The 18,498-nt window shown below is 70.4% G+C and carries 17 protein-coding genes; 6 read left to right on the top strand and 11 right to left on the bottom strand.

The window, feature by feature from the left end; translation table 11 throughout:
* Positions 1–97: 97 nt before the first annotated feature.
* The 4 genes from AC07U4_RS04575 to AC07U4_RS04560 all read left to right on the top strand — a co-directional run bounded on the left by AC07U4_RS04575 (position 98) and on the right by AC07U4_RS04560 (position 4,110).
* The gene (locus tag AC07U4_RS04575; RefSeq protein ID WP_495194589.1) at positions 98–388 is read left to right on the top strand and encodes an Hpt domain-containing protein; all 291 of its coding nucleotides are present in this window, start codon (positions 98–100) and stop codon (positions 386–388) included.
* Positions 389–453: 65 nt separating this feature from the next.
* Positions 454–1,635 carry a hypothetical protein gene (locus AC07U4_RS04570; protein WP_495194588.1) on the top strand — a complete coding sequence of 394 codons (1,182 nt, stop codon included), beginning with the start codon at positions 454–456 and terminating at the stop codon, positions 1,633–1,635.
* 67 nt (positions 1,636–1,702) lie between these two features.
* Positions 1,703–2,770 (top strand): DUF2336 domain-containing protein, encoded by a 1,068-nt coding sequence (locus tag AC07U4_RS04565; RefSeq protein WP_495194587.1) that lies wholly within the window; start codon positions 1,703–1,705, stop codon positions 2,768–2,770.
* Complete coding sequence (locus tag AC07U4_RS04560) at positions 2,767–4,110, top strand: sensor histidine kinase (RefSeq protein ID WP_495194586.1); 1,344 nt, start codon at positions 2,767–2,769, stop codon at positions 4,108–4,110. The genes AC07U4_RS04565 and AC07U4_RS04560 overlap by 4 nt, the downstream gene beginning before the upstream one ends.
* Before the next feature lie 227 nt (positions 4,111–4,337).
* On the opposite strand, the gene AC07U4_RS04555 is transcribed toward AC07U4_RS04560, so the two are convergent.
* The 3 genes from AC07U4_RS04555 to gltX are packed head-to-tail and all read right to left on the bottom strand — an operon-like array spanning position 4,338 to position 7,247.
* Positions 4,338–4,541: a hypothetical protein gene (locus tag AC07U4_RS04555; protein ID WP_137896992.1), complete on the bottom strand. Its 204-nt coding sequence runs from the start codon at positions 4,539–4,541 to the stop codon at positions 4,338–4,340.
* Positions 4,541–5,824: a citrate synthase gene (locus AC07U4_RS04550; protein WP_137896993.1), complete on the bottom strand. Its 1,284-nt coding sequence runs from the start codon at positions 5,822–5,824 to the stop codon at positions 4,541–4,543. The genes AC07U4_RS04555 and AC07U4_RS04550 overlap by 1 nt, the downstream gene beginning before the upstream one ends.
* Positions 5,825–5,840: 16 nt before the next feature.
* Complete coding sequence (gene gltX, locus AC07U4_RS04545) at positions 5,841–7,247, bottom strand: glutamate--tRNA ligase (protein WP_495194585.1); 1,407 nt, start codon at positions 7,245–7,247, stop codon at positions 5,841–5,843.
* 92 nt (positions 7,248–7,339) lie between these two features.
* On the opposite strand from gltX, the gene AC07U4_RS04540 reads away from it, so the two are divergent.
* The gene (locus AC07U4_RS04540; protein ID WP_495194584.1) at positions 7,340–9,448 is read left to right on the top strand and encodes a ComEC/Rec2 family competence protein; all 2,109 of its coding nucleotides are present in this window, start codon (positions 7,340–7,342) and stop codon (positions 9,446–9,448) included.
* Between the two features lie 201 nt (positions 9,449–9,649).
* On the opposite strand, the gene lexA is transcribed toward AC07U4_RS04540, so the two are convergent.
* Genes lexA through AC07U4_RS04510 form a run of 6 tightly spaced genes read right to left on the bottom strand, consistent with a single transcriptional unit; the run spans position 9,650 to position 14,391 of the window.
* Positions 9,650–10,333, bottom strand: coding sequence for a transcriptional repressor LexA (gene lexA / locus AC07U4_RS04535; RefSeq protein WP_038660245.1), 684 nt, complete (start codon positions 10,331–10,333; stop codon positions 9,650–9,652).
* Positions 10,334–10,391: 58 nt separating this feature from the next.
* Complete coding sequence (locus tag AC07U4_RS04530; protein ID WP_495194583.1) at positions 10,392–11,573, bottom strand: molybdopterin molybdotransferase MoeA; 1,182 nt, start codon at positions 11,571–11,573, stop codon at positions 10,392–10,394.
* Positions 11,574–11,577: 4 nt separating this feature from the next.
* Positions 11,578–12,045 (bottom strand): cyclic pyranopterin monophosphate synthase MoaC, encoded by a 468-nt coding sequence (gene moaC / locus AC07U4_RS04525; protein ID WP_495194582.1) that lies wholly within the window; start codon positions 12,043–12,045, stop codon positions 11,578–11,580.
* Complete coding sequence (gene trpC, locus AC07U4_RS04520; protein ID WP_495194581.1) at positions 12,042–12,818, bottom strand: indole-3-glycerol phosphate synthase TrpC; 777 nt, start codon at positions 12,816–12,818, stop codon at positions 12,042–12,044. Before trpC ends, moaC begins: the two co-directional genes overlap by 4 nt.
* Positions 12,815–13,810, bottom strand: coding sequence for an anthranilate phosphoribosyltransferase (trpD, locus tag AC07U4_RS04515; RefSeq protein ID WP_137896999.1), 996 nt, complete (start codon positions 13,808–13,810; stop codon positions 12,815–12,817). Before trpD ends, trpC begins: the two co-directional genes overlap by 4 nt.
* The gene (locus tag AC07U4_RS04510; RefSeq protein ID WP_038666493.1) at positions 13,807–14,391 is read right to left on the bottom strand and encodes an anthranilate synthase component II; all 585 of its coding nucleotides are present in this window, start codon (positions 14,389–14,391) and stop codon (positions 13,807–13,809) included. The genes trpD and AC07U4_RS04510 overlap by 4 nt, the downstream gene beginning before the upstream one ends.
* Before the next feature lie 151 nt (positions 14,392–14,542).
* On the opposite strand from AC07U4_RS04510, the gene AC07U4_RS04505 reads away from it, so the two are divergent.
* Entirely contained in the window at positions 14,543–14,965 is a 423-nt protein-coding gene (locus AC07U4_RS04505; RefSeq protein WP_038660231.1) for a hypothetical protein, read from the top strand.
* 39 nt (positions 14,966–15,004) lie between these two features.
* On the opposite strand, the gene trpE is transcribed toward AC07U4_RS04505, so the two are convergent.
* Together trpE and AC07U4_RS04495 are read right to left on the bottom strand one after the other, a co-directional pair.
* Positions 15,005–16,507 carry an anthranilate synthase component I gene (gene trpE / locus AC07U4_RS04500; protein ID WP_495194580.1) on the bottom strand — a complete coding sequence of 501 codons (1,503 nt, stop codon included), beginning with the start codon at positions 16,505–16,507 and terminating at the stop codon, positions 15,005–15,007.
* Between the two features lies 1 nt (position 16,508).
* Entirely contained in the window at positions 16,509–18,470 is a 1,962-nt protein-coding gene (locus AC07U4_RS04495) for a peptidylprolyl isomerase (protein WP_038660226.1), read from the bottom strand.
* Positions 18,471–18,498: the final 28 nt, after the last annotated feature.

The raw sequence follows: 18,498 nt of genomic DNA, 5'->3' as shown, positions 1-18,498 counted from the left end.
AACCCCCGTTCTTCGATGGCGAACCTACCCGTCTTCGCGACCCTCATAAAGCAAAACCGCAACACTTGGTTAAGCAGCGCGCCGCTACATACCGGCGATGGCTTATGATCCAGGTGCGATCGATGCGGCGCTGGCCGCGGCAGTGGGTGACGAACCGGCGCTGATCGCCGAGTTGCGGCTGGCGTTCGTCGAGAGCGCGCAGCGCGGCCTGGTCGCGCTGGAGGCGGCGCAGGACGACGACGAATGGCGCGGTGCGGCGGCGCGATTGAAGGGATTGGCGGCGAGCTTCGGCGCGGTCCGTCTGATGGCGCTCGCGACGCAGGCGGCCGAACTGCCCCATGATGCGGCACTGCTCGCCAAGCTGCGGCGGTCGATCGGCCGGCTCTGAGGCGACGCGCGACAAAGCGCGTGTGGCTCTAGGCAGGGGCGGCATCACCGCCTAACAGCGGCCGGATGCTCGCCGGCCTTCTCTTCGCCATGCACGACGCGGATGATCGGCCCGCGATGCTGACCGCGACGCTGCCGTTCGGCGGCGTGACGCTTCTCGAATATCAGGCACGCCTGCTGATCGCATCGGGCGCGTCGCAGATCGTGATCCTCGTCGCGCGGCTGACGCCGGAATTGCTCGGCGCGATCAGCCGGATCGGCAAGCGCGGCGTCGCGGTCGATACGGTCCGCACCGCGGCCGAGGCGGCGGAGAAGCTCCACCCGCTGGCCCGCGTGCTGATGCTCGCCGACGGCCTGACGACGACCGCGGAGACGCTGGCAGCGCTGGCGCGGGACGGCGGCGACGCCTTGCTGGTGATGCCTGAGGATCAGGCGGCGCTCGGCTATGAGCGGGTCGGCAGCGGCATGGTTTGGGCGGGGGTGGCGCGGCTCGATCCGCGCCGGCTCGCGGAACTGGCCGCGATGCCGCGTGACTATGACGTCCAGTCGACGCTGGTGCGCCTCGCCTCGCAGGCGCATGCGGTGCATGTGCTGCTGCCGCAGGAGGCGATCCGCGGTGGCCACGGCGTCGGCCATGCCGCGGCGGCGCTGGAGGCGCGGGGGCGGACGGTGCTGGCGGCGATGATCTCCGGCCGCAGCGGCTGGTTCGAGCGATTCGTCACGGCGCCACTCGCGCGCGCGGTGATTCCGTTGCTCGTGCCGCGCGCGGTGCCGGCGACCGCGGTGGCGGCGGGCGCAGGAATCGTCGGAGTGCTTGGGCTGACTTTGATCGCCATCGCCTATCCGGGATCAGGACTGTTGCTGACCGTGCTGGGCACGCTCGGCCTGTCGCTGGCCGCGACGCTGGCGGACCTGCGCGACGAGCCCGCGGCGGAGCGCTGGTTGCAGCGGCTTGCCGGTGGCCTGCCAGCGCTGGCGGCGTTGTTCTACGGTCGACAGGCTGCGCAGGCACAGGCGGACGGCGCGCCGGAGATCCTGGCGATCGGTCTCGTCCTGCTTGCGGTGCTCGGCGAACGCGCGCTCGGGCACCGACCGCGGCGGAGCTGGTGGGGCAGTGCGCCCGCCTATCTGCTGCCCGTCTGGTGCGGTGCGATCGTCTCGGCGCCCGCCGTCGGGCTCGGTCTTGCCGCCGTCTACGCCGCCGCCACGCTTGCCTCTGCAATCGAACGATTGCGGCGGCACCCTTAGCGCTGTCTTAATGATAGAGAGGTAGCGTCAGGCCATGGCGGTCGGACCGGAACAGACGGAGCGGGATGTGCTGGACACCCGTATCAATGCAGCGCGCCGGCTCGCCGCGCGGGCGGACGCACGCCTGACGGGAGCGATCGCCGACTTCTTCCTCGCCGAAGAGGCGCGACTCGACGAGCGGACGCGGCTGACGCTGGGCCGGGTGCTGAGCGGCGTCGTGCAGGGGATCGAGACGGAGATCCGTCGTCATGCGGCGCGCATCCTGTCCGGACGTGGTGCCGAAACACGCGCCGAGCATTTGCTGACGGCGCAGGACGACGTGGTGCGGCGACTGTCCCGCGCCGGGCTGCTGCGCGACCGGCTGCTGATCGACGAGCTGCTCGCCCAGGTGTCCTGCGATCTTATCGCCGCGCGCCTCGCGCCCAGCGCCGCGACCCCGGAACAGGCGAGCCTGCTGGTCCGGCTCGCCGAGGTCGACGACGGCGTCGTCGCCGCAGCCGCGCGCGCGTTGCTGTCGGCGGAGACCCGGCGCCGCGCCGCTGCCGAGCAGGGCGGGGTGGTGACCGGCATCCTGCCCGCCGAACGCCATCATCAACTGGTCTGGTGGGTCGCGGCCGCGATCCGAGAGGGGCAGGTCGCTGCGGGCGGCGAGGACGGCGGCGTCGACCGCGCAATCGTCGAGGCGGCACAACGCAATCTCGCCGCACACGACGAGGGGCAGCGCCCCGAAGCTGCCGCGGTGCGGCTGGCGGCGGCGATCGACGCGCGCCCGCACGAGGTCGGCGAACTGCTGATCGAAACGCTGGGCGACCGGCGGCTGTTGCTGTTCATCGCGGTGCTCGGCCGGGCGGTCGATCTCGACTTCGAGGGCGCGCGGACGATCGTCCTCGAACCCGAAGGCGACCGGCTGTGGCTGGCCTTACGTGCGGCCGGGCTCGACCGGAGCGCGATCGCACGGATCGCCCTCGCCTTGGCGGATGCCGACCCGCGCCGCGACATCGAGGCGTTCGCCGACGATCTCGACGCGATCGTCACGGTGTCGGCGGAGGCGGCGCGGTCGGCGCTGGCGCCGTTGACGCTGCACCACGATCTGCGCATGGCGATCGCAGCGCTCACTCGCGAGGCGGTGCGATGAGGGTCGACAGCATTCCCGACATGCCGCTGAGCCATGCCTCGCTCGACGGCGAGGGGCGGTTGATCGCCGCCGACCCGGCGCTGATGGCGCTCAACGATCAGGCCGGCGGGGCGATCGGGGCGGCGCTGGCGATCCCGCAGCTGGCGACGGTGGTGCGGCTCGCGCGGCGACTCGGCATCCTGGTGTCGCGGTCGGTGACGGTCGCCGATCAGGACGCGGACCTCGAACTCTGGGTGCGGGTGCAGCCGGACGGCGAGGGGGTGCGGATGGCGGTGAGCGGCTGGCGCGGCTTGCGCCCGCAGCCTGTCGCGGAACGACCGCTGGCGACGGTGATCGAGGATGGCGCGATGTCGTGGGAGACCGACGCCGGCCTGCGACTGACCTTCGTCTCGATCGATCCGGCGCGGCGGCTGGGGCTCGATGCGCTCGGGCTGCTCGGCCAGCCGCTGACTTCGCTGTTCACGCTCGATGCGACCGAGAGCGGCGCTCTGCCGATCCTCGAGGCGGTGGCGCGGCGGCGCCCGTTCGACGAGCAGCGCGCGCGGCTACGCAGCGGCGATACGCGCATGCTGCTGACCGCGACGGTCAAGGAAGATGCCGCGGGCGATTTCGCCGGGCTGGCCGGCGTGGCGCGCGTCGCGGAAACCGCGCCTGCGCCGGTCGAGGCGACGATCTCGACCGACTTCACCGAGGGGCTCGATCGCGCGTTGCGCTCGCCGCTCGCGCGGATCATCGCGCACGCCGACACGATCCACGCCGAGGCGGAGGGGCCGGTGCAACGCGACTATGTCGATTATGCATCGGATATTGCCAATGCCGGCCGCCATCTGCTCGGGCTGGTCGACGACCTCGTCGATCTGCAGGCGGTCGAGCGCGCCGATTTCTCGCTGGAAACCGAGGCGATCGATCTTGCCGACGTCGCCCGGCGTGCGGCCGGCCTGCTGTCGGTACGCGCCGCCAATGCCGGCGTGGCGATCGCGCGCCCCTTGCCGGACCTGCGCGTGGCGGCGTCCGGGGATTTCCGCCGGGCCTTGCAGATTATGGTCAATCTGATCGGCAATGCGCTGCGCTATTCGGCCGAGGGTGGCGTGGTGAGCGTCACCGTCAGCCGCAGCGGCGACATGGCCGAAGCGGTCGTCGCGGATCAGGGCAAGGGCATCGCGCCGGAGGACCAGGCGCGCATCTTCGAGAAGTTCGAGCGGGTCGATCCGAGCGAGGCGGGCGGCAACGGCCTCGGCCTTTATATCGCGCGCCGGCTGGCGCGGGCGATGGGGGGCGATCTTGCCGTGGAAAGCGTGCCGGGAGACGGTGCGCGGTTCACGCTGTCGCTGCCGGTTTAGGGGCATCGCCGCGGGCTGTCGGGGATCGCAGCGTTTGGAACCGGCGGAGTTATACGGGATATTCCTCCCCCGCCAGGGGGAGGTGGCACGGCGAGGCCGTGACGGAGGGGGAGGAAAGGGTGAGAGCCCGCTTGTAAAGCTCCCGCCTTTCCTCCCCCTCCACCATTCGGCTGGCGCCGAACGGTCCCCCTCCCCCTGGCGGGGGAGGAATTAGGCGATCGACGCTTTTACCGCCGCATCCGTCGCGCCACCAGGATCAGCAGCAGCCCTGCGACCGCCAGCGCGACGCCGCGGTCGGCCCACGGCCGCTGGTCGAGCATGAAGCTCGATTCGGGCCAATGGACGTAGCCCAGGCCCTGACCGATCCACAGCATCCCCATCAGCGCCATCAGCACGCCGATGGAGAGCAGGACCGGCCGGGCGCGGCGCATCAGCGCTGGTCCACCGGAACGTAGCTACGCTGCGTCGGGCCGGTGTAGAGCTGGCGCGGACGACCGATCTTCTGGTCGGGATCGGTGATCATCTCGTTCCACTGCGCGACCCAGCCGACGGTGCGGGCGAGCGCGAAGAGCACGGTGAACATCGAGGTCGGGAAGCCGATCGCCGACAGGATTACGCCCGAGTAGAAGTCGACGTTCGGGAACAGCTTCTTCTCGATAAAGTAATCGTCGCTGAGCGCCAGTTCCTCGAGCCGCAGCGCGGTGTCGAACAGCGGATCGTTGACCTTTAGCGCGTCGAACACCTCGCGCACGGTCTTCTGCATCACCGTCGCGCGCGGATCGTAATTCTTGTACACGCGATGGCCGAAGCCCATCAGGCGGAACGGATCGTTCTTGTCCTTGGCGCGGGCGATGAACTCGGGGATGCGCTCGGGCGTGCCGATCTCGCGCAGCATGTTGAGCGCCGCCTCGTTGGCGCCGCCATGCGCCGGGCCCCACAGGCAGGCGATGCCCGCCGCCATGCACGCGAACGGATTGGCGCCCGACGAACCGGCGAGACGCACGGTCGAGGTCGACGCGTTCTGCTCGTGATCTGCATGGAGGATGAAGATCCGGTCCATCGCCTTCTCGACCGCCGGATTCACCTCATAAGGCTCGGCGGGGACGCCGAAGGTCATGCGCAGGAAGTTGCCGGTGTAGCTGAGCGAATTGTCCGGATACAGGAAGGGCTGGCCGACGCTGTACTTGTACGCCATCGCGGCGATCGTCGGCATCTTGGCGATCAGGCGGTGGCTGGCGATCGTACGCTGCACCGGATCGTGGATGTCGGTCGAATCGTGGTAGAAGGCCGACAGCGCGCCGACGACGCCGCACAGGATCGCCATCGGATGCGCGTCGCGACGGAAGCCGCGGAAGAAGGTCGCGAGCTGCTCGTGCACCATCGTGTGCCGCGAAATGGTATGCTCGAACTGCGCCAGCTCGCCCTTCTCGGGCAGCTCGCCGTTGAGCAGCAGATAGGCGACTTCCATGAAGCTGGAATTTTCCGCCAGCTCGCCGATTGGATAGCCGCGGTGCAGCAGAACGCCTTCGTCACCGTCGATATAGGTCAGCTTCGATTGGCACGACGCCGTCGAGGTGAAGCCCGGATCGTAGGTGAAGTCGCCGGTCTGCGCGTAGAACTTCCGGATGTCGACGACATCCGGCCCGACCGTGCCGGACATGACCGGGTAGTCGAAATCCTTACCGTCCACGGATACTTTGGCGGCGTCGGTCATGTCGTTGTCCTTCCTATCAGACTGCCATTCGGTCCGCGATCCGGCCGAGGCTTTCCTCTTTGCCGAGAAGCGCGAGCACGTCGAAGATTCCGGGCGATGTCTTGCGCCCGGTGAGAGCGGCGCGGAGCGGCTGGGCGACCTGCCCGAGCTTGACGCCCTGGGCCTCGGCGACCTGCCGTACCGCTGCTTCGAGAGCCTCCTGATCCCACTGCTGCACCGCGTCAAGCGCGGCGTGCAGTGCAGCGAGAAGCTGGGGTGCGGTGCCGCCGAGCAGGTCCGAAGCTGCCTGATCGAGGTCGAGCGGGCGGTGGGCGAACAGGAAGCGCGCGCCCTCGCTCAATTCGTTGAGGTTGGCGGCGCGGGCCTTGAGCACCGGCATCGCGAGGGTCAGCAACTCCGTGTCGGCATAGCCGCCGATCGGCGCGATCAGCGCGGCAAGACGGGCATCGTCGGCGGCGCGGATATAATGACCGTTGAGGTTCTCGAGCTTCTTGAGGTCGAAGCGCGACGGGCTCTTGCCGACGCCGGCGAGGTCGAACCATTCGGTCGCCTGCTCGCGGGTGATGATCTCGTCGTCGCCATGGCCCCAGCCGAGGCGCAGGAGGTAATTGTCGAAGGCTTCCGGCAATATGCCCAATTCGTCGCGATAGGCCTCGATGCCGACCGCGCCGTGACGCTTCGACAGTTTGGCGCCGTCGGTGCCGTGGATCAGCGGGATATGCGCGTAGATCGGCTCGGGCCAGCCGTTCGCCTTGTAGATCGGCAGCTGGCGGAAGGCGTTGTTGAGATGGTCGTCGCCGCGGATGACGTGCGTCACGCCCATGTCATGGTCGTCGACCACCACCGCGAGCATGTACGTCGGCGTCCCGTCCGAGCGCAGGAGGATCAGATCGTCGAGTTCGGCATTCTGGACGGTTACCGACCCCTGGACGCGATCCTCGATCGTCGTCGCGCCGTCGCGCGGCGCCTTGAGGCGGACGACGAAGGGCTGGCCCGCGGGTGCGGTCGCCGGATCGGCGTCGCGCCACGGCGAGCGGATGCGCAGCGGCTGCTTCGCCGCCTGCGCCGCCTCGCGCTGGGCGGTGATCTCCTCGGCGGTCATGTAGCAGCGATAGGCATGGCCGCTGGCGACCATCTGATGCGCGACTTCGGCATGACGGTCGGCGCGGGCGAACTGGAAGACGGCGTCGCCGTCCCAGTCGAGGCCGAGCCATTTGAGCCCACCGAGGATCGCGTCGATCGCCGGCTGGGTGGAGCGGGCGCGATCGGTGTCCTCGATGCGCAGCAGGAACGTGCCGCCATGATGGCGCGCGTAGAGCCAGTTGAACAGCGCGGTGCGCGCACCGCCGAGATGCAGATAGCCGGTCGGCGACGGCGCGAAGCGCGTGACGATCGTCGCAGGATTATCGTTCGTGGCGCTCAACCGCGCTTGCTCCCAAGGTTCGAGACGTGACGGCCGGAGCGGCCGCCGCGGGCCCTAGCACGCGGCTTCTGCGCCTTCAAATGCCCCGCGCCATGGAACGGTTGCGCGTCGGTATCGAAGAATGGCTGGAGGCGGAACGCGATCAGTTGGTGCTGTGGCTGCCGGTGGCATTCGGTGGCGGGATCGCGGCGTGGTTCGTGCTGCCCGATCCGCGGACGTGGACGACGACGCTGCTGCTGTGCGCCGCCGTGGCATTCGCCGCCATCGGGTTGGCACGCGGCGACCGGGCTGCGCGGGTCGTCGCGCTCGGTGCCGTGGCCGTCGCCGCCGGGTTGGCGCTGATCTGGTGGCGGGCGGAGCGGGTCGCCGAACCGGTGCTCGCACGCCCGGTCGTCGCGGTGGTACGCGGCAGCGTCGAGCGGGCCGAGCCGTTGATCGCGCGCGGACTGATGCGGCTGACGATCCGCGCCGACGCCGGCCAGGGCCTGCCGACGCGGCTGCGGGTCAATCTCGCCGCGGCGGACGTACCGGCGGACCTGGGGGCGGGTGCGGTCGTCCGGCTGCGGGCGCGACTGATGCCGCCGCCCGACGCCGCGGTGCCCGGCGCCTATGATTTCGCACGGGTGGCGTGGTTCGCGGGTATCGGCGCGACCGGGCGTGGTTTCGCGCCGGTGACGGTGATCCGGCCCGCCCCGGCGGGGGGTGGCCTGCGGACGCGGCTGACCGATCATATCACCGCCCGGCTGGACGGCAGCCGCGGCGGGATCGCGGCCGCGCTTGCCACCGGTGACGAGGGTGCGATCACCCCGGACGATTCGGAAGCGATGCGCCGTGCCGGCCTCGCGCATCTCTTGTCGGTCAGCGGGTTGCACATCACCGCAGCCGTCGGTGCGACGATGCTGCTGGTCATGCGGCTGCTCGCCTTGTGGCCGTGGCTGGCGATCCGCGTCCGGTTGCCGCTGGTCGCGGCGGCGGCAGGAGCGCTGGCGGCGATCGGCTATACCTGGCTCACCGGCAGTCAGGTGCCGACGATCCGGTCCTGCGTCGCATCGCTGCTGGTGCTGGGGGCACTGGTGCTCGGGCGCGAGGCGGTGACGTTGCGGCTGGTCGCCGCGGGCGCGATGACGGTGCTGCTCGTCTGGCCGGAGGCGGTGACCGGCGCGAGCTTCCAACTGTCCTTCGCGGCGATCGCGGCGATCGTCGCGCTGCACGAGCATCCGCGTGTCGAATCATGGTTCGCGCCGCGCGAGGAGGGGCGAATGGCTCGCGTGCTGCGATCGCTGGTGTCGCTGCTGCTCACCGGGCTGGTCGTCGAGGCGGCGCTGATGCCGATCGCAGTCTATCACTTCCACAAAGCGGGGCTCTACGGCGCGGCGGCGAACATCGTCGCCATCCCGCTCACCACCTTCGTGGTGATGCCGCTGGAGGCCCTCGCCCTGCTGCTCGACGCCTTGGGCTGCGGCGGGCCGGTCTGGTGGGCGACCGATGTCGCCTTACGCCTGTTGCTGGTCCTCGCGCATGCGGTCGCCGCTGCGCCGGGATCGTCGCTTGCGCTGCCGTCGATGCCGGCGGCGGCGTTTGCGCTCTTGGTGGCGGGGGGATTGTGGCTGGCTTTGTGGCGGACGCGGTGGCGGCGGCTCGGCGTGGTACCGCTCGTCATCGGTGCGGGCTGGACGTGGCTGACGCCCGCGCCCGACCTGCTGGTGACGGGCGACGGGCGGCATATGGCGGTGCGTGTCGGCGGCGGGCTGGCGCTGCTGCGTGATCGGGCCGGGGACTATACGCGGGACATGCTCGCCGAAAACGGCGGCGCCGACGCGGGGATGCTATTGGGGGAGCAGGCGGCGGCGCGCTGCACGCGCGATGCCTGTGCGGTCGATGTGGATGCGGGCGGGCGGCGCTGGCGGGTGCTGGCGACGCGGAGCCTGTATCCGGTGAACCGCGACGATCTCGCGACGGCCTGTGCGCGTGCGGATGTGGTGGTGAGCGAACGCCATCTGCCGCGGGCGTGCCGGCCGCGCTGGCTCCGGCTGGACGCGCCGATGCTGCGGCGGACCGGCGGGGTCGCGGTGACCTTCGCGGGTGGCGAGGTGCGGACGGTGCGGCGCGACGCGGATGCGCATCCGTGGTTCGCTGCCGTGCGGGTCATGCCGGCGGTGACGGGCGAGCACCATAGAAAGCGTCGATGGGGTGCCCCGTGAAAGTCCGCCAGTGCTCCTGCGGACGCAGGAGTCCAGAGCCAAGCAGAACAACGGCGTATGGCGTTCCGGACTCCTGGGCTCCTGCTTTCGCAGGAGCACTGGGATGACGTTCGCAGAGGTCTCGAACACGTCCGGGGTGACCGAGAGAGGGTGGAAAGCGTTGGGCGTACATGGAGGCCCATATGCGATCCCGCCGGCGGCTCAATCGTAGCGGCGCAGGATGCCCGACAATTTGCCTTGCACGCGGACGTGCGAGGGCACGTAGCGTTGCGGTTCATAGGCGCGATTGGCCGGATCGAGCCGGACCATCGCGCCCTCGCGACGGAAATATTTGAGCGTCGCCTCGCTGTCGTCGATCAGCGCGACGACGATCTCGCCGTCGCGGGCGACTTCGGTCCGGCGGATCAGCGCATAGTCGCCGTCGAGAATGCCCGCCTCGACCATCGAATCGCCCGATACTTCCAGCGCATAATGTTCGCCCGAACCGAGCAAAGCGGCCGGCACCGCGAGCATCGAGCTTCCCTCGAACGCCTCGATCGGCACGCCGGCGGCGATGCGGCCGTGCAGCGGGATTTCGATGACGTCGTTGGCCGGCGTCGCCGCGGGGCGGACGTTGCCGGTCTTGGCAGGGGGCACGGCCGGGGCGGCCGGCGCGGGCTTGCGTTCCGACCGTTCCGGCATGCGCAGCACTTCGAGCGCACGGGCACGGTTGGGCAGACGGCGGATGAAATGCCGTTCCTCGAGCGCGCTGATCAGGCGATGCACGCCCGATTTGGATTTCAGGTCGAGCGCTTCCTTCATCTCCTCGAACGAGGGCGAGATGCCGGTTTCTTCCAGCCGGTCGTTGATGAAGCAAACGAGCTCGTGTTGCTTGCGCGTGAGCATGAGCGGACCTTCCCCGTCGGAACAGACGCGGAACTTCTAGGGAACAGGATAGCGCGCGTCAAGCGATGACGAGGATTTCTGCCGAGTCGCCCGCACTGGCGGCAGGCGCGTCCACCGGCCGCACGATCAGGCAGTGCGAGCGGGCGAGCGTGAGGAGCATCGAACTGTCCTGGATGGTCGAGGCAAAGGCGCGACCGTCGCGCAGCTCGGCGCGCAGATAGTCGGTGCGCGGGCCGTTCGCGGGCAGGTCCTCGCCGAGGATGGTCATCGTCGTGCGCGGTAGCGGGTCGGCGGCGCCGGCGAGGCGCGCGACCAGCGGTTTGACGAACAGCAACGCGGTGACGAATGCGGACACCGGATTACCGGGCAGGCCGAGCAGGATCGTGTCGCCGAGCCGGCCCGCCATCATCGGCTTGCCGGGGCGCAGCGCGATCCGCCAAAAATCGATGCTGCCGCCGGCGGCCTCGAGCGCCGGACGGACGAGATCGTGGTCGCCGACCGAAGCGCCGCCGGTGGTGACGAGCAAATCGGCTTCGACACCGGCGAAGGCGTCCCGCAACGCGCCGAGATCGTCGGGGAGAATGCCGAGGTCGATCAACTCGATCGGCAGGTCGGCGAGCAGCGCCGCCAGCATCGCGCGGTTCGATTCGGGGAGCGCGTCGGGCGAGGCGCCGCGGCCGGGCTCGACCAGTTCGTCGCCGGTCGCGCAGATCGCGACCCGCACGCGGCGGTGGACGGCGATCGTCGCCACGCCGCCGGTCGCCGCGACCGCGATCCGCGCGGCGGTCAGCCGCTCGCCCTGCGCGATCAGCCGGCCACCGGTGGTGAAATCGAGGCCGCGGCGGCGGGTGTTGCGGCCGTGCGTCGGCGGACCTTCGCCGGTCAGCCGGATTGCCGTGCCGTCGGCGGCGACTTCCTCCTGGATCATCACCGTGTCGGCGCCCGCGGGCATCGCCGCGCCGGTGAAGATCCGAACCGTTTCGCCTGGGCCGACCGCGCCGGCGAAGGGGCGGCCGGCGGCGCTTTCGCCGATCAGCGTCCAGGGACCGGGGAGGTCGGCGAAGCGGATGGCATAGCCGTCCATCGCCGACAGATCGGTCGCCGGCTGCGTCCGGTGGGCGGCGACGTCGGCGGCGGCCCAGCGTCCGTGCGCCTGAGCGAGCGGCACCTCTTCGACGGCGATTGGGGCCGCCGAGGCGAACAGGCGGGCTTGCGCCTCGGCGATCGGCAGCAAGGCCATCGCGTCAGGCGCGCCAGTCGCCGGACTTGCCGCCGGCCTTTTCGAGCAGGCGGATGCCGGTGATCGTCATGCCGCGGTCCATCGCCTTGGCCATGTCGTAGATGGTCAGCAGCGCGACCGACACGGCGGTGAGCGCCTCCATCTCGACACCGGTCTTGCCGTCGGTCGCGGCGAGCGCGGTGGCGGTGATGCCCGCCTCGTCGAGCACGAGGTCGAGCGTGACACGCGTGAGGGGGAGGGGGTGGCAGAGCGGGATCAGCTCGGCGGTCTTCTTCGCCGCCATGATGCCGGCAACGCGGGCGACGGCGAGCACGTCGCCCTTCTTCGCCGCACCGTCGCGGATCGCGGCGAGCGCATCCGCGGCGACCGCGATATGGCCGGTGGCGACGGCGCGGCGGCTGGTCGCCGCCTTGTCGCCGACGTCGACCATATGCGCGGCGCCATCGGCGTCGAGATGGGTGAGGCCGCTCATCCGATCATCGCGCGGGTCGCGGCCTCGACGTCGTCGGCGCGCATCAGCGCCTCGCCGATCAGGAAGCAGTGCACGCCGTGTGCGGCCATCGCGTCGAGATCGGCGCGCGTCTCGAGCCCGCTCTCCGCGACGAAGGTGCAGCCGGCGGGGGCCTTGTCGACCAGTTCGTAGGTGCGGGCGAAATCGACGGTGAAGTCGCGCAGGTCGCGGTTGTTGACCCCGATCAGTCGCGATTTGAGTTTCAGTGCGCGGTCGAGTTCGTGCGCGTCGTGCACCTCGACCAGTACGTCCATGCCGCAGTCGCGCGCCGATGCCTCGATCTCCGCCATCTGGTTGTCGTCGAGCGCGGCGACGATGATGAGGATCGCGTCGGCGCCGATCGAGCGGCTTTCGGTCGCCTGCCACGGATCGACCATGAAATCCTTGCGGATCACCGGCAGGTCGCAGGCGGCGCGCGCGGCGATGAGATAGTCGTCGGAGCCCTGAAACCATTGCTCGTCGGTGAGCACCGACAGGCAGGCGGCGCCGCCCGCCTGATAGGCGCGGGCATGGGCGGGGGGATCGAAATCGGCGCGGATCAGGCCCTTGGACGGGCTCGCCTTCTTGATCTCGGCGATCAGTGCATGGCCCGGCCTGGCGTCGAGCGCGGCGCGGAAGCCACGCGGTTTGGTCACCGCGGCGATGCGTGCGTCGAGATCGGCGAGGCTGGTCGTCGCCTTGCGTGCGGCGACCTCGGCGCGTTTGGTTTCGATGATGCGGGAGAGAATGGTCATCGGTAGGCGATCCAGCGGTCGAGCAGCGCGCCCGCGCGGCCGTCGTCGAGCGCGGCCGCGGCGGCGTGCGCGCCGGCGGTGAGATGGGGACTGTGGCCGGCGACGACCAGCGCGGCGGCGGCGTTGAGCAGCACCGCGTCGCGATAGGCGCCCGCCTCGCCGGCAAGCAGGCGACGCAGCGCGGCGGCATTATAGGCAGGGTCGCCGCCGCGGATCGCGGCGAGCGGATGGCGCGGCAGGCCGGCATCCTCTGGCACGATCGTGCGCGGCAGCGTCGCACTGCCGACGTTGACCGCGATGCTCGGGCCGGCGGTGGAGAGTTCGTCGAGCCCCTCCTCGCCCGAGATCACCGCGGCGCGGGCGGTGCCGAGCTGGTCGAGCGCCTCGGCATAGAGGCCGGCGTAATCGGGGCGGGCGATGCCGATCAGCTGATGCGTGACATGCGCCGGATTGGCGAGCGGCCCCATCAGGTTGAAGATGGTGCGCTTGCCGATGCGGCGGCGGATCGGGGTGATCCGCGCCATCGCGGGATGATGATTGGCCGCGAAGAGGAAGGCGATGCCGAGATCGGCGAGGCTGCCCTCGGCGGTGGCGCCGGCGACCTCCATGTCGAGGCCGATCGCCTCGAGCGTGTCGGCGGCGCCCGCCTTGGACGAGGCGGCGCGGTTGCCGTGCTTGGCGACGGGCACGCCGCAGGCGGCGACGACCAGCGCCACCGCGGTCGAGACGTTGAGCGTGTGATGGCCGTCGCCGCCGGTGCCGCAGACGTCGATCGCGCCGGCGGGGGCGGCGATCGGGATGAGGCGGGCGCGAAGGGCGCGCGCGGCCTCGGCGATCTCGATGCTCGTCTCGCCGCGGTCGGACAATGCGATGAGGAAGGCCGCGATCGCCTCTTCCGACACGCGCGCATCGAGGATGTCGGCGAAGGCCTGCGCCGCGCTCTCGCGCGACAGCGGCGTCGCCGGATCGGGCAGCAGCGTCAGGATCGTCACGCCGGCGCCTTGACCGCGATGCCGGCGATACGCAGGAAATTGGCGAGCATCGCATGGCCGTGTTCGGTGGCGATGCTTTCGGGATGGAACTGGACGCCGTGGATCGGCAGCGTCGCGTGGCGGAAGCCCATAACGTTGCCGTCGTCGGCGCGCGCATTCACCACCAGCGGTGCGGGGACGTCGTTGACGATCAGGCTGTGATAGCGCGTCGCGGTGAACGGCGAGGGCAGGCCCTCGAACAGGCCGGTACCGTCGTGGGCGACGGGCGAGGTCTTGCCGTGCATCAGCCCGCCGCGCTCGACACGACCGCCGAAATGCTGGCCGATCGCCTGATGGCCGAGGCAGACGCCAAGCAACGGCCGGCCGGCATCGGCAGCGGCGGCGACGAGATCGAGGCTCACCCCCGCCTCGGTCGGCGTACACGGGCCGGGCGAGATCAGGAACGCCTCCGCGCCCGACGACAGCGCCTGTCCCGCCGAAATGGCATCGTTGCGCACCACCTCCACCTCGCTGCCAAGCTCCATGAGATAATGGACGAGGTTCCAGGTGAAGCTGTCGTAATTGTCGACGACCAAGATCATCGCGCCGCCATAAACGATGCCCGCGCCGGTGCAACGCCTGTTGCGTCCCGGCAATCCTGTAGCAATCTGCGGGCGCTTATAACCGCTCCGTGTCGCGCGCCGGGAGAAACTGCGTCGCCTGCACGTTGAAGTCGCAAAGGAGACGCATGCCATGTTCCGCCCGTTGATGATTGCCGCTTTGATCGCGTTGCCCGCGGTTGCCGGTGCGCAGAGCGCGCCGGTGGCGGATACGGCAGGGTCGGGCACGCCGCCGCAGCGCGTGCGTGCGGTCACGCTCGGCGTCGGCCAGAAATGCCCGCAAAGCAGCGATACCGAGATCGTCATCTGCTCGACGCTCGAACAGCCCTATCGCATCCCCAAGCAGTTCCGCGACAGCGGTCCGATCCCGGCCAAGAACCAGGCATGGGGCAATCGCGCCGCGACGATGGACCAGGTCGGCCGGGCTGCCGGCGGCCTTCCCGACACCTGTTCGCCGGTCGGCACCGGCGGTCAGAGCGGCTGTGCGCTGGCGACCAACCGCCAATGGGCGGCGGAACGCCGCGCCAAGCAGGATGCCGATGCTTCGGTGCCCTGATCGCTAATCCTCTGCCGCCGCGCCTCGACGCGGCGGCGGTTACTGGCCGAAGCCGCCTTCGGCGGCGCGGCTGACCGCATCGCGCGCGGCGGCGAGGATGGCGCCGGCCTTGGCCTCGCATTCGCGCTGTTCCGACGCGGGATCGCTGTCGGCGACGATGCCGGCGCCGGCCTGCGCGTGGATGGTGCCGTCCTTCACCACCGCGGTGCGCAATACGATGCAGCTGTCCATCGAGCCGTCGGGCGAGAAATAGCCGACACCACCGGCATAGGCGCCGCGGCGTTCGGGTTCGAGCTCGGCGATGATCTGGCAGGCACGCACCTTGGGGGCGCCGCTGACCGTGCCGGCCGGAAATCCGGCGAGCAGCGCGTCGATCGCATCGGCGGAGGGCGACAGAACCCCGACGACGTTCGAGACGATGTGCATGACATGGCTGTACAGCTCGATCCCATAGCTCGCCGTCACCCGCACAGAGCCGGGCGCGGAGGACCGGCCGACATCGTTGCGACCGAGATCGAGCAGCATGAGATGCTCGGCGCGTTCCTTGGGATCGGCAAGCAGGCTGTCGCGGTTGCTCTCGTCCTCGGCGGCGGTCTTGCCGCGGGGACGGGTGCCGGCGATCGGGCGAATGGTGACCTCGCCGTCGCGGACGCGGACGAGGATCTCCGGGCTCGACCCGATCAGCGCGAAGCCGGGCAGGTCGAGATGGTAGAGGAAGGGCGACGGGTTGATCCGGCGGAGGCTGCGGTACAGCTCGAACGGCGGCAGCGCGAACGGCGCCGAAAAGCGCTGCGCCAGCACCACCTGGAAGATGTCGCCGGCAGCGATATAGGCCTGCGCGCGCGCCACCATGCGGGCGTAATCCGCAGGCGGGATCGCCGGGGTATAAGCGAGATCGTCCGGGACCGCCTGTACCGGTGCGGGCAGCGGCGTATTGGCGAGGCGGGCGGCGACGCCGTCGAGCCGTTCCTCCGCATCGGCGACGAGCTTCGCCGGGTCGTGTGCCGCATCGGGCCACACCGGCGCGACGAGATAGAGCGCGTCGGCGAGCCGGTCGAACACGCAGATCACCGTCGGGCGGACGAACAGCATGTCGGGCAGGCCGAGCGGATCGGCGGCGGGCGCGTCGAGCCGTTCGACCAGTCGGATCGTCTCATAACCGAAATAGCCGACGAGGCAGGCGAGCGCCTTGGGCAGTTCGGCGGGCACGTCGCCCCGGCATTCGGCGACCAGCTTGCGCAGCGCCTCGAGCGTCGGGACGCCGGTCGGTACGAAAGCGTCGCGGTCGGTGGCCCAATGTCGGTTGATCTCGGCGGTATCGCCGTGCGCGCGGAAGACGAGGTTGGGGGCGAGGCCGATCAGGCTGTGTCGCCCGCGTGTCGCGCCGCCTTCGACCGATTCGAGCAGATAGTCGCCGCGCCCTGGCTCGATCAGCTTGAGCGCGGCGGCGACCGGCGTTTCGGTGTCGGCGACCTGCCGCCGCCAGACGAACGCCGGGCGACCGGCGGCGAGCGTCTCGACGGCGGCGGTCGTCGCCGTCATCTCAATTGCCGCCGGTGTTGCCGGCGAGATCGGCGCGGACGCGTGCCAGCGCCGCGGCATCGGTCTTGACGCCGACCGCATTGCGGACCGCGCGCGCGAATTGCTCGGCATATTCGCGGCCGACGACGCGGGCGATGCTACCGCGTGCGCCAGCGACGGCGGCGGGCGTGCCGGCGGCATTGCCGGGAACGATCGTATCGAGCTTGACGATCAGCCAGCCGGCGTTGTTCGGCGCCTCCAGCAGCTTGGCATTGCCCTTCGCCATCGAGAAGAGCAGCGCGAGCGGCGGCTGGACGTTGCCCTGCGCCGCGGCGAGCTGCGCACGGCTGGCGCCGGCGGTCTGCACCGGCGGCAGCGCGCGGCCCGAGGCGGCCATCGCCTGCGCCAAAGGCGTGCCCTTGTTGACCTTGGCGAGGATATCCGTCGCCAGCTTGCGCGCGGCGGTGCGTGCGCGATCGGCGGTGACGTCGGCGATCACCTGCGTCTTCACCTGATCGAGCGGCCGCGGCGCGGCGCGGACGACGCGACCGATCGCGACGACCGCAAAGCCGCCGTCCTGGCCGACCGGCACCAACTGCGCCGGATCACCCTCCGCCATCTGGAAGGCGGCGGCGACGATCGGCGCCACCGCCGGGTCGGGCCGTGCCGCCGGGGCGTCGGGGTTGGTGCCGTTGGCGAGCAACGGCGGCGTGGTCTGCGCGCTGAGCTTCTGGTCGGCGACGGCCTCGTCGAAGGTGGCGTTCTTGCCGAGCGCGGTGTCGAGCGAATCGTGCACGTCGGCGAGGGCCTGTTGCAGCTTGCGCGTCGACAATTCGGCGACGAGTTCCGGCTTCGCCTGTTCGAGCGTCTTGCCCGGCACCTGTTCGATCTTCTCGACGCGGGCAACGACCCAGCCGAGCGGACCCCGCACCGGGCCGATTACCCCGCCGCTGGGCGCGGCGAAGGCGGCGTCGGCGATACCCGCGCTGCTCGTGGCGGCATAGGCCGGCTTGGTGAGACCGGTCTGCACCGCGGGCTCCAGCCCGGCGGCGCGTGCGGCATCGGCGATCGGCGTGCCGGCCTTCACCTTGGCGGCGAGCGCATTGGCCCCCGCCTGATCGGCGACGACCACCTGGCTGATGTCGCGCTTCTCGGCGGCGGCGAAGCGGCTGCGCTGCTGATTGTAGGCGGCGGCGATCTCGGCGTCGGTCGGCACCGCGCGCGCCTTGACCTGCTCCGGCGTCACCACCGCATAGCGGACGACGCGCCGCTCGGGCACGGTGTAGCGCTGGATGTTGCGGCGATAGAAGGCCTGCTGCTCGGCGTCGGTCGGCGCCGGGCCGGTGTCGACGGCCTTGGCGGGGACGAAGGCGACCTGCCCCGAGCGCTTTTCGAGCATCAGCGAGGCGTAGGGCAGCGCGACCTTCATCGGCACCTGCGTCGCGCCCTGCGTCGGCAGCATGAGCTGCTGCGCGATGATGTCGCGGGCGATGTCGGTGCGGACCTGCGCGTCGGTGAGCTTCTGGTCGGCGAGCAGGCGCTGGTAATTGGCGGGGTCGAACTGGCCGTTGGGGCCGCGCAGGCCGGGGATGCTGGCGATCACGCCGTCGACCGAGCGCTTGCTGACGATCATATGCTGGCCGCGCCCGAACGCTTCGAGCGCGAGGCCGTTGATCGTCCGGTCGAGCGTCGCCTGCAATCCGCCCTGGTCGAGCAGTTGCTGCATCGTCGGCGCCGGCTGCTGCTGGCGGGCGGCCTCCTGCGATGCCGCCTGCAGCTCGGTCTGGACGCGGCCGCGCAGCTCGGTGGCGGTGACCTTCTGGCCGCCGACGGTGGCGACGCTGTTGCCCGACAGGCTGGTGCCATTCCCCGCCAAGCCGGTGATGTCGCCCGCCGCGAAGGCGAGCGCGATCACGCCGAGGACGATGAAGGTGACGACGATGCCGGCCTTGGAATTGATGATCCGGCGGAAAAAGCTGAGCATGAAAAGGCCGATCGTCCCTCTTGAAGTG

Source organism: Sphingomonas sp. GW821-FHT02B09, assembly GCF_059421875.1.
The sequence above is the reverse complement of the archived record's forward strand: the minus strand, read 5'-3'. Positions and strand labels throughout refer to the sequence as shown.

Bases quoted from the DNA above. Each gene is read 5' to 3' on its own strand.
- AC07U4_RS04575 (WP_495194589.1), top strand. From the start codon at position 98: ATGGCTTATGATCCAGGTGCGATCGATGCGGCGCTGGCCGCGGCAGTG.
- AC07U4_RS04570 (WP_495194588.1), top strand. From the start codon at position 454: ATGCTCGCCGGCCTTCTCTTCGCCATGCACGACGCGGATGATCGGCCC.
- AC07U4_RS04560 (WP_495194586.1), top strand. From the start codon at position 2,767: ATGAGGGTCGACAGCATTCCCGACATGCCGCTGAGCCATGCCTCGCTC.
- AC07U4_RS04555 (WP_137896992.1), bottom strand. From the start codon at position 4,541: ATGCGCCGCGCCCGGCCGGTCCTGCTCTCCATCGGCGTGCTGATGGCG.
- AC07U4_RS04550 (WP_137896993.1), bottom strand. From the start codon at position 5,824: ATGACCGACGCCGCCAAAGTATCCGTGGACGGTAAGGATTTCGACTAC.
- AC07U4_RS04540 (WP_495194584.1), top strand. From the start codon at position 7,340: ATGGAACGGTTGCGCGTCGGTATCGAAGAATGGCTGGAGGCGGAACGC.
- lexA (WP_038660245.1), bottom strand. From the start codon at position 10,333: ATGCTCACGCGCAAGCAACACGAGCTCGTTTGCTTCATCAACGACCGG.
- AC07U4_RS04530 (WP_495194583.1), bottom strand. From the start codon at position 11,573: ATGGCCTTGCTGCCGATCGCCGAGGCGCAAGCCCGCCTGTTCGCCTCG.
- moaC (WP_495194582.1), bottom strand. From the start codon at position 12,045: ATGAGCGGCCTCACCCATCTCGACGCCGATGGCGCCGCGCATATGGTC.
- trpC (WP_495194581.1), bottom strand. From the start codon at position 12,818: ATGACCATTCTCTCCCGCATCATCGAAACCAAACGCGCCGAGGTCGCC.
- AC07U4_RS04510 (WP_038666493.1), bottom strand. From the start codon at position 14,391: ATGATCTTGGTCGTCGACAATTACGACAGCTTCACCTGGAACCTCGTC.
- AC07U4_RS04505 (WP_038660231.1), top strand. From the start codon at position 14,543: ATGTTCCGCCCGTTGATGATTGCCGCTTTGATCGCGTTGCCCGCGGTT.
- trpE (WP_495194580.1), bottom strand. From the start codon at position 16,507: ATGACGGCGACGACCGCCGCCGTCGAGACGCTCGCCGCCGGTCGCCCG.
- AC07U4_RS04495 (WP_038660226.1), bottom strand. From the start codon at position 18,470: ATGCTCAGCTTTTTCCGCCGGATCATCAATTCCAAGGCCGGCATCGTC.